We start from the raw sequence: 9961 nt of genomic DNA, 5'->3' as shown, positions 1-9961 counted from the left end.
TAGAGCGTTTGACTACGGATCAAAAGGTTAGGGGTTCGACTCCTCTCGGGCGCGCCATTATAACTATAAACTATTATAAACGGGAAGTAGCTCAGCTTGGTAGAGCACTTGGTTTGGGACCAAGGGGTCGCAGGTTCGAATCCTGTCTTCCCGACCACTTTCAATATGGGGCCTTAGCTCAGCTGGGAGAGCGCCTGCTTTGCACGCAGGAGGTCAGCGGTTCGATCCCGCTAGGCTCCACCATATTTAACTTATACAGAAATACTTTGGCGGTGTAGCTCAGCTGGCTAGAGCGTACGGTTCATACCCGTGAGGTCGGGGGTTCGATCCCCTCCGCCGCTACCAACTAGGACCTTTAGCTCAGTTGGTTAGAGCAGACGGCTCATAACCGTCCGGTCGTAGGTTCGAGTCCTACAAGGTCCACCATTTATACATTACGGAGGAATACCCAAGTCTGGCTGAAGGGATCGGTCTTGAAAACCGACAGGGGTGTTAAAGCCCGCGGGGGTTCGAATCCCTCTTCCTCCGCCATATCTTTCAAATGATAATCTATATTAGCGCGGGGTGGAGCAGTCTGGTAGCTCGTCGGGCTCATAACCCGAAGGTCGCAGGTTCAAATCCTGCCCCCGCAATACCAGATTTTCACTTTATAAAAAATTAAATTTGGTCCGGTAGTTCAGCTGGTTAGAATGCCTGCCTGTCACGCAGGAGGTCGCGGGTTCGAGTCCCGTCCGGACCGCCACTATTTAATTAAAAATTATGGCTCAGTTGGTAGAGCACGATGAATCAGATTCATTGAAAAAGCATCAGCGTACAGCTTGAGAAACATCTTGAATAACCTTTCTGAAAGCTGGACGATGGACATAGCAATATATTAGTTAAGATACATTTTAATTATGGCTCAGTAGCTCAGTTGGTAGAGCAATGGACTGAAAATCCATGTGTCGGCGGTTCGATTCCGTCCTGAGCCACCATTTTCCTTAATACAATAATTTATATGGCGGTTGTGGCGAAGTGGTTAACGCATCGGATTGTGGCTCCGACACTCGTGGGTTCGATTCCCATCAATCGCCCCATATAAAAATAAAAATAGTGCGGGTGTAGTTTAATGGTAAAACCTCAGCCTTCCAAGCTGATGTCGTGGGTTCGATTCCCATCACCCGCTCCATGGGCCTATAGCTCAGCTGGTTAGAGCGCACGCCTGATAAGCGTGAGGTCGGTGGTTCGAGTCCACTTAGGCCCACCATGATTTTAAATGTTCCGCAGTAGCTCAGTGGTAGAGCTATCGGCTGTTAACCGATCGGTCGCAGGTTCGAATCCTGCCTGCGGAGCCATATTTTGGAGAAGTACTCAAGTGGCTGAAGAGGCGCCCCTGCTAAGGGTGTAGGTCGGGTAACTGGCGCGAGGGTTCAAATCCCTCCTTCTCCGCCATTTTAAGGCCCGTTGGTCAAGCGGTTAAGACACCGCCCTTTCACGGCGGTAACACGGGTTCGAATCCCGTACGGGTCATAAAAGAGACTATCAACATGATAGTCTCTTTTTTTATTATCAATAATATAACACTTTTTAGAATTACTATTCTATTGAAAATATTTATCTGTTCATCAGTGAAGAGGCAACTAGTCAGAGGGCTATCATGTTGTCCTGACTTCCTTTTGTGACTTATAATTGCTAGACTTGGTATTTCCCGTTTTAAATATGTTTTCCTACTCTCTCTTATTGCAATCTACTAGTCTTAAAAAGAACTATTATACCCCGTATTATCTACTAATTATCCTTTAAATTAATTATTTTAGAATACTCTACTTGAATATTTTTCGACATACTTCTCTATATACTTCACTTTGCAAACCCTTTCATTTTATTGATTTTTTGTTTTCTAGTTATTCTAGCATCCTTTTGTAAAAACGTGTCGTAATTACGGGTGTAATTATAAGAGGGATTTCTAATTCAAGGTAGAAAAGTATTAACTAGAACATCACGTAGATAGGATGATGAGTACGATGAGCATTTCTAGTTATGATAGCTATTTATTCCACGAAGGAAACTTACAAGAGGCCTATCGTTTTATGGGTTCTCATCTTCGTAATATTTCTTCCACAACATTTACAGAGTTTTGTGTATGGGCACCAAATGCTGAAAGTGTTCAACTCGTTGGTTCTTTTAATCAATGGAGTGGAGAGGGATACGAATTAAAAAAATTTAATAATGAAGGATTATGGACTATTACCATTGACCAAAACTTATACGGTGAGACATATAAGTATAAAATTTTGTCTGCCAATGGGAATACATATATGAAATCAGATCCCTACGCATATTTTGCTGAAAAAAGACCACAAACAGCAAGCATTGTCTACGATTTAAATAGTTTCTCTTGGCAAGATGAAAAGTGGCTGAAGAAACGTTCGGCAACACCTCATTATGAAAATCCATTATTTATTTATGAGTTGCATTTAGGAACTTGGAAAAAAGAAGATGGAAGCTTCTTATCCTATTTAGAATTAGCAGATCAAGTTATTCCGTATGTGAAAGAGCACGGTTTTACTCATATTGAGTTGCTACCTATTACGGAGCATCCATTTGATCGTTCATGGGGGTATCAAAGTACTGGATATTATGCTCCTACGAGTCGATATGGGACTCCCGAAGATTTTATGCATTTTGTGAATAAATGCCACCTCAATGATATTGGAATCATTTTAGATTGGGTGCCAGGACATTTTTGTAAAGATGCGCATGGCCTGTATCAATTTGATGGTTCTTATCTTTACGAATACGAGAATGAAAGAGATAGAGAAAACTATACATGGGGAACTGCTAATTTTGATTTAGGAAAAGGAGAAGTGCAAAGTTTTCTTATTTCCAATGCGCGTTTTTGGATGGAAAAATACCATATTGATGGATTTCGAATTGATGCTGTAGCCAATATCATTTATTGGGGAAACCAAGATAAATTGGTGCCAAATGAAGGAGCACTAAGTTTTTTAAAGAAATTAAATCATGCGGTTTTTGAATACGAGCCTTGTGCGTTAATGATTGCGGAGGATTCTACTGATTGGCCACAAGTGACAGCACCTGTTCATTATGGCGGCCTAGGGTTTAATTATAAATGGAATATGGGTTGGATGAACGATGTATTAGAGTATATGGAAACAGAGCCTTCTAAACGAAGGGATGTTCACTCTCTTATGACATTTTCCCTCTTATACGCCTTTTCTGAGAACTATGTTCTGCCTTTTTCACACGATGAAGTAGTGCATGGAAAAAAGTCACTATTAAATAAAATGCCGGGAGACTATTGGCAGAAGTTTGCTCAATATCGCTTGCTTCTTTCCTATATGATCGCACACCCAGGGAAAAAGTTATTATTTATGGGAAGCGAACTGGCTCCCTTTTCTGAGTGGAAGGATTTAGAGGAGATAGACTGGGGGTTAATGGATTACGAAATGCATCACAAATTCAATTCATATTTTAAAGATCTAATGCATTTATATAAAGGTACTAATTCTTTGTATGAGTTAGATCATCGTTCAGAAGGGTTTGAGTGGATTGATGTAAATAATGCAAACCAGCAAATATTTTCTTTTATTAGGAGAGGAAAACAAAGAGAAGATTTCTTAGTGGTTGTTTGCAATTTTAGTAGTAAAGTATATCACCACTATAAGGTTGGAGTTGAAGAAGCATATGTTTACGAAGAGGTTTGGAATAGTGACGATGAACGTTATGGTGGGTCACATCAAATTAATCCAATACCACTGACTGTACATGAGGAAAGTTATCATGGTAGGCCATGTTATGTGGAAATGACAATTCCACCGTATGCTGCCGTTTATTTAAAACCATCGAAGGCGGAAGGAGAGGATAGAGAATGGCGAAAGAAAAATGTGTAGCAATGTTATTAGCAGGGGGAAAAGGAAGCAGATTAAATTCATTGACTAAAAGTTTGGCTAAACCAGCTGTACCTTTTGGAGGAAAGTATAGAATCATTGACTTTACATTAAGTAACTGTACCAATTCTGGAATTGATACTGTAGGGGTGCTGACACAGTATCAACCGCTTGTTCTAAATTCATATATTGGAATTGGAAGTGCTTGGGATCTTGATCGTAAGAATGGTGGAGTAACGGTTCTTCCTCCATATGCGGAGTCATCTGAAGTTAAGTGGTACACGGGAACGGCATGCGCGATTTATCAAAATATGAACTATATTGAGCAATTTGATCCTGAATATGTCTTAATACTTTCGGGTGATCACATTTATAAAATGGATTATAGTAAGATGCTTGATTATCATATTGAGAAACAAGCAGATGTCAGCATTTCTGTTATTGAAGTGGGATGGGAAGAAGCAAGCCGTTTTGGAATTATGAATACGAGCGAAGATATGAGAGTACTAGAATTTGAGGAGAAACCGGAAGAACCTAAAAATAACTTAGCTTCGATGGGGATTTACATTTTCAACTGGAAAGTTTTAAAGGAATATTTGAAAAGAGATAACCTCAATTCTAAATCTAGCCATGACTTTGGTAAAGATGTAATTCCTTTATTACTGGATGATAAGAAAAAATTAATGGCATATCCGTTTGAAGGATATTGGAAAGACGTCGGAACGGTAAAAAGTTTATGGGAAGCAAATATGGACTTACTTGATTCAGATTCCAAACTAAATCTATTTGATTATGAATGGAGAATATATTCTGTAAATCCGAATGAACCACCTCAATTTATTTCAGAAGATGCAGTCGTTGAAGAGTCTCTTGTTAATGAGGGATGCACAATTGAAGGAAAAGTTGTTCAATCAGTTTTATTTCAAGGAACAACAGTAAATAAAGGAGCCTATGTTAAACGGTCTGTTGTTATGCCTGATGCAGTAATTGGCCCGAATGTTTATATTGAACAAGCGATTGTTTCTTGTAATGTAACGATTCCTGACGGTGTATGCATTATGCCTGAGGAAGGTTCTGATGAGATCATTTTAGTCACAGAAAAGTTCTTAAAAACATTATTAGACCAAGAGGAAGTAACCCGGGAAAGTTACTAACAACTACACACTTCTTATATTGAACAAGGGGGAGAATTATGAAACAAACAATGCTTGGAGTAATTGATGCAACTAGCTACCATGAATCTTTGGAGGATTTATTGCTGCACCGTTCTTTAGCGGCTGTTCCGATAGCAGGAAGATATCGGCTTATTGATTTTGTTTTATCTAATATGGTTAACACAGGAATCAATTCGGTTGCTATCTTTCCGAAGTTTCAATACCGTTCGTTAATGGATCATCTTGGATCAGGGAAAAATTGGGACTTAAATAGAAAAAGGGATGGTCTCTTCTTTTTTCCTTCGCCCGATTTACAAGGTAGGGAAGATGGTGTAGGCTCGTTTAATCATTTTGCTTATCATTTAGATTATTTTTATCGAAGTAAACAAGAGTATGCACTTATCAGCAATTGTTATACTCTTTGCAATTTCGATTTTAAACCAGTATTAGATAGGCATAAAAGAATCGGTTGTGATATAACAGAGTTGCGTAAAGATGGGAAGCCGCTTGAAATGTATATTTTAAAAACATCTTTGCTGATAGACCTTATTGAAAATCGAAAAGCGTCTGGATATATGTGTATGAAGGATGTTGTCGAGGATTTGCAAAATACATATAAGGTTTGTGGCTATGAACAAGATGGTTATGTGGAATCTATCAATTCTATAGAAAAGTACTACAGTACGAGTATGAATCTGTTAACCCCTGATAATTGGAAACAGCTGTTTCAAAAAAATGCACCTATCTACACGAAAGTAAAGGATGAGCCACCAACACGTTATGTGTCAGGTTCAAGTGTTAAGAACAGTATTGTAGCAAATGGGTGTTTCGTAGAAGGAAATGTAAGAAGCAGTACGGTATTCAGAGGGGTAAGGATAGGGAAAAATACTACCGTCTCCAATAGTATTATTATGCAAAAGAGTCAAATTGGAGATAATTGTGTATTAGAGAATGTCATCCTTGATAAAGATGTAAAGATAGAGGATGGGGTCAAGTTGATAGGAGATCCTATGGCCCCAATTGTTATCCGAAAAGGAATGACCCAAGGAGCGTTGATGAATTCGTGAAAGTATTATTTGTTGTTTCAGAGTGTGTGCCCTATGTGAAATCTGGAGGATTAGCAGATGTTGCAGGTTCTCTTCCAAAGGAATTAAAAAGTCTTGGTACAGATGTGAGGGTTATTTTGCCTAAGTATGGTCAAATTTCCGATTCCCTCAAGGCAAAAATGAAAAAGAAAAAAGAGTTTACAGTGTCTATTGGTTGGAGAAATCAATATTGCGGTATAGAAGAGGTTTTTGAAGATGGAATAACCTATTATTTTATAGATAATGAGTACTATTTTAACCGCGAAGGATTATACGGTTATTTTGATGAGGGAGAACGATTTTCCTTTTTTACAAGAGCTGTGCTAGAAAGTATAGGAGAAATTGGTTTTTACCCAGATATCCTTCATTGTCATGATTGGCATGCTGGGATGGTACCTTTCTTATTAAAAATAGAGTATCAAGATCGGCCAGGGTATTCATTTATTCGTACGGTATTCACCATTCATAATCTTCAATTCCAAGGGATATTTCCAAAAAGTGTGATGACAGACTTACTAGGGATTGACGAATGGTACTTTCAACCAGAGTACTTAGAATTTTACGGTAATATTAATTTTATGAAAGCAGCTCTACTGTCTTCCGATTATATTACAACTGTCAGTCCAACCTATCGCAATGAAATTTTAACTCCATATTTTGCAGAGAAAATGGAAGGGGTTTTAAACAGTCGAAAAGGAGATTTGATAGGAATTATTAATGGTATCGATGACCAACTTTACTCTCCTCTGGATGGGGAAGAAAGAATAATTCCTTTTGATACGGGAGATTTAAAAGGGAAGACAGAAACGAAAAAAGGTCTACAAAAGAGCTTAGGTTTACAAGTTGATGAGGGTATTCCGATCGTATCAATTATTTCGAGACTAACAAAACAAAAAGGGCTAGATTTAGTGCGATGTGTTTTTCATGAAATGATGGAAGAAAAGGTCCAATTTGTATTATTAGGTACGGGGGACTATGAGTTTGAGCAGTTCTTTCGAGAGATGGAGAGCCATTATAAAGATAAGGTCCGTGTAATTGTCGGTTTTAACGAGCAACTGGCAAAACAAATATATGCCGCTTCGGACATATTTTTAATGCCTTCTAAATTTGAACCATGTGGTCTAGGGCAGTTGATTGCGATGCGGTATGGTGCGTTACCTCTCGTTAGGGAAACAGGTGGCCTTAACGATACAGTCGATTCTTATAATGAAGTGACAGGAGAAGGAACAGGATTTTCTTTTAGTCATTTTAATGCACATGATATGCTGTTCACTTACAGAAGAGCGCTTTCTATTTATACTAACGAAAAGGAAACATGGGAGAGTATTGTTCGTACGGCCATGAGCAAAGATTACAGTTGGGCAAAATCAGCCTTCAAATATAATAAGCTTTATGCAAAGCTCACATCAAGGAGTGAGAGCCATGTTTTCTGATAAAAATGAGTTTAAACAGGGGTTTCTCCAAAAGCTTGAGAGGATGTATGGAAAAACGTTTCCTGAGTCTACCGTACAAGATCAATATTTTACACTTGGACAAATGATTCGCGAATATATAAGTACAAATTGGATCCAAACGAATGAGCAGTACCGTTTTTCAGATTCAAAGCAAGTATATTATCTTTCTATTGAATTTTTATTAGGGAGATTACTACGACAAAATTTAATGAATTTAGGTATTTATGATGTAGTGCAAGAAGGACTGAATGATCTTGGGATAGACTTTCCTGAGATTGAAGAAGTAGAACATGATGCAGGACTAGGCAATGGGGGACTAGGACGTTTAGCTGCCTGTTTCCTTGATTCATTGGCATCTCTTAACCTGCCAGGACACGGGTATGGAATTCGCTATAAACATGGTCTTTTCGAACAGAAAATAGTTAATGGTTTTCAAATGGAATTGCCTGAACAATGGTTGAGGCATGGGCATGTATGGGAAGTAAAAAAACCGGACTTAGCTGTAGAAATACCTTTTTGGGGGAAAGTCGAATCCTACATGGAAGAAGGTAAAATGAAATTTCGCCATATTCATGCAGAAGTAGTTTCTGCTGTTCCATATGATATGCCGATTGTCGGTTATAAAACAAGCACAGTTAATACGTTGCGTATGTGGAGTGCAGAGCCAGCAGCTTACAAGGCTGGAAGGGATTTGATGAAATATAAACGGGAGACGGAAGCGATAACCGAATTTCTATATCCTGACGATACACACGATGAAGGAAAGATTTTACGTTTGAAGCAGCAATATTTTCTTGTATCGGCGAGTTTACGTTCCATTATTGGTTCCTATTTATATCGATTTGGCGATTTGCATGAACTTCATAAGCATGTAGCAATTCATATAAATGATACTCATCCTGTTTTGGCTATACCAGAATTAATGAGAATATTGGTAGATGAATATGAGTTTGAATGGGAACAGGCCTGGACTGTAACGAAAAATACGTTTGCATACACGAATCACACAACTTTATCAGAGGCACTGGAGAAATGGCCAATCCGGATATTTCAGCCGTTACTTCCTCGAATCTATATGATCATTGATGAACTAAATGAACGATTTTGCAAAGAATTGTGGAATGAATATCCAGGGGATTGGAAGCGAATTGAGGAAATGGCGATTATTTCACATGGTCAAGTGAAAATGGCCCACTTAGCTATTGTTGGAAGCTACAGTGTTAATGGAGTCGCTAAAATTCATACTGAAATTCTAAAACAAAGAGAAATGAATTTATTTTATCAATATTATCCGACTAAGTTTAACAGTAAAACAAACGGTATTACACATAGAAGGTGGCTCTTAAATGCCAACCCTGCATTGACCGAACTAATTACTTCTGCAATTGGAAAAGAATGGGTTCACACGCCGAGCAACTTGCAGCAGTTGACAAAGTTTAGCGATGATGCCGCTTTTCTTGAAAAGCTCTATGAAGTAAAGCAAAAAAATAAACAACGTCTAGCCGATCGAATATTTAAACAAAATGGTATTAAAGTAGATCCTCACTCTATATTTGACATTCAAGTAAAACGATTGCATGCATATAAACGCCAGTTGTTAAATGTGCTTCATATCCTTTATTTATATAACCGTTGCCAGGAAGACCCGAATTATGATTTTCCACCAAGAACCTTTATTTTCGGTGCAAAAGCATCTCCAGGTTATTTCTATGCCAAGAAAATAATTAAACTCTTACATACTATTGCAGATCTTGTAAATAATGATCCTATCGTAAATGGGAGAATTAAATTAGTATTTTTAGAGAATTATAGAGTTTCTTTGGCAGAAGAAATTATACCAGCAGCTGATATATCTGAACAAATCTCTACTGCTAGCAAAGAAGCTTCGGGCACAGGGAATATGAAGTTCATGATGAATGGGGCAGTTACACTTGGTACACTTGATGGTGCAAATATCGAGATTCTAGAACAAGTCGGGCCAGAAAATATTTTTATTTTTGGCTTAAATGCACAAGAAGTTATGAAATACCAACAAAATGGTGGGTATTATTCCATGGAGTACTTCCATCACGATACGAGAATTAAAAAAGCACTGACTCAGTTAATTGATGGCACTCTTCCAGGTGCAGATGACCACTTTGAAACAATTTATGATTCATTATTAGCGGAAAATGACCAGTTTTTTGTACTACGAGATTTTGATTCATATGTGCGTATTCATGAAGCGGCTGGTAATGCTTATAAAAGAAGAGATGATTGGAATCAAATGTGTTTAAATAACATTGCATATTCGGGCTATTTTTCAAGTGACCGAACAATTACAGAGTATGCAGAAGATATATGGAAAATAAAGTGACGGTGCTGTTGTTCCTGGCACA

The 9961-nt window shown here is 38.2% G+C and carries 5 protein-coding genes and 14 tRNA genes; all 19 read left to right on the top strand.

Translation table 11 applies throughout. The annotated features are described in order from the left end of the window. Positions 1–80: 80 nt before the first annotated feature. The 19 genes from ACFSUL_RS13260 (at position 81) to ACFSUL_RS13170 (ending at position 9939) form a co-directional block, all read left to right on the top strand. Positions 81–157 (top strand) — tRNA-Pro (locus tag ACFSUL_RS13260). Positions 158–167: 10 nt separating this feature from the next. Next, positions 168–243 (top strand) — tRNA-Ala (locus tag ACFSUL_RS13255). Between the two features lie 25 nt (positions 244–268). Further along, positions 269–345 (top strand) — tRNA-Met (locus ACFSUL_RS13250). Positions 346–349: 4 nt separating this feature from the next. Then, positions 350–426: transfer RNA gene (locus ACFSUL_RS13245), tRNA-Ile, on the top strand. 12 nt (positions 427–438) lie between these two features. Continuing rightward, positions 439–531: transfer RNA gene (locus ACFSUL_RS13240), tRNA-Ser, on the top strand. Positions 532–558: 27 nt separating this feature from the next. Continuing rightward, positions 559–632 (top strand) — tRNA-Met (locus ACFSUL_RS13235). A 33-nt stretch (positions 633–665) separates the two neighbouring features. Further along, positions 666–742 (top strand) — tRNA-Asp (locus tag ACFSUL_RS13230). A 156-nt stretch (positions 743–898) separates the two neighbouring features. After that, positions 899–974 (top strand) — tRNA-Phe (locus ACFSUL_RS13225). A 26-nt stretch (positions 975–1000) separates the two neighbouring features. Beyond that, positions 1001–1076: transfer RNA gene (locus ACFSUL_RS13220), tRNA-His, on the top strand. 18 nt (positions 1077–1094) lie between these two features. Then, positions 1095–1168: transfer RNA gene (locus ACFSUL_RS13215), tRNA-Gly, on the top strand. Position 1169: 1 nt separating this feature from the next. After that, positions 1170–1246 (top strand) — tRNA-Ile (locus ACFSUL_RS13210). Between the two features lie 13 nt (positions 1247–1259). Further along, positions 1260–1334: transfer RNA gene (locus ACFSUL_RS13205), tRNA-Asn, on the top strand. A gap of 6 nt (positions 1335–1340) precedes the next feature. After that, positions 1341–1431: transfer RNA gene (locus ACFSUL_RS13200), tRNA-Ser, on the top strand. Between the two features lie 6 nt (positions 1432–1437). Further along, a tRNA-Glu gene (locus ACFSUL_RS13195) sits at positions 1438–1509 on the top strand. A gap of 494 nt (positions 1510–2003) precedes the next feature. Beyond that, positions 2004–3893, top strand: coding sequence for a 1,4-alpha-glucan branching enzyme (glgB, locus tag ACFSUL_RS13190; RefSeq protein ID WP_377936124.1), 1890 nt, complete (start codon positions 2004–2006; stop codon positions 3891–3893). Next, positions 3872–5044, top strand: coding sequence for a glucose-1-phosphate adenylyltransferase (locus ACFSUL_RS13185; protein ID WP_377936122.1), 1173 nt, complete (start codon positions 3872–3874; stop codon positions 5042–5044). The genes glgB and ACFSUL_RS13185 overlap by 22 nt, the downstream gene beginning before the upstream one ends. A 38-nt stretch (positions 5045–5082) precedes the next feature. Then, on the top strand, positions 5083–6111 hold the full coding sequence (locus ACFSUL_RS13180) for a sugar phosphate nucleotidyltransferase (protein ID WP_377936120.1): 1029 nt from the start codon (positions 5083–5085) through the stop codon (positions 6109–6111). Further along, positions 6108–7562 (top strand): glycogen synthase GlgA, encoded by a 1455-nt coding sequence (glgA, locus tag ACFSUL_RS13175; protein ID WP_377936118.1) that lies wholly within the window; start codon positions 6108–6110, stop codon positions 7560–7562. Before ACFSUL_RS13180 ends, glgA begins: the two co-directional genes overlap by 4 nt. Then, entirely contained in the window at positions 7552–9939 is a 2388-nt protein-coding gene (locus ACFSUL_RS13170) for a glycogen/starch/alpha-glucan phosphorylase (protein ID WP_377936116.1), read from the top strand. The genes glgA and ACFSUL_RS13170 overlap by 11 nt, the downstream gene beginning before the upstream one ends. The last annotated feature ends 22 nt before the right edge of the window (positions 9940–9961 follow it).

This window comes from Bacillus seohaeanensis (assembly GCF_042684945.1).
GTDB lineage: Bacteria > Bacillota > Bacilli > Bacillales > Bacillaceae_B > Rossellomorea > Rossellomorea seohaeanensis.
This window is presented reverse-complemented; position numbering and strand designations above follow the sequence as displayed.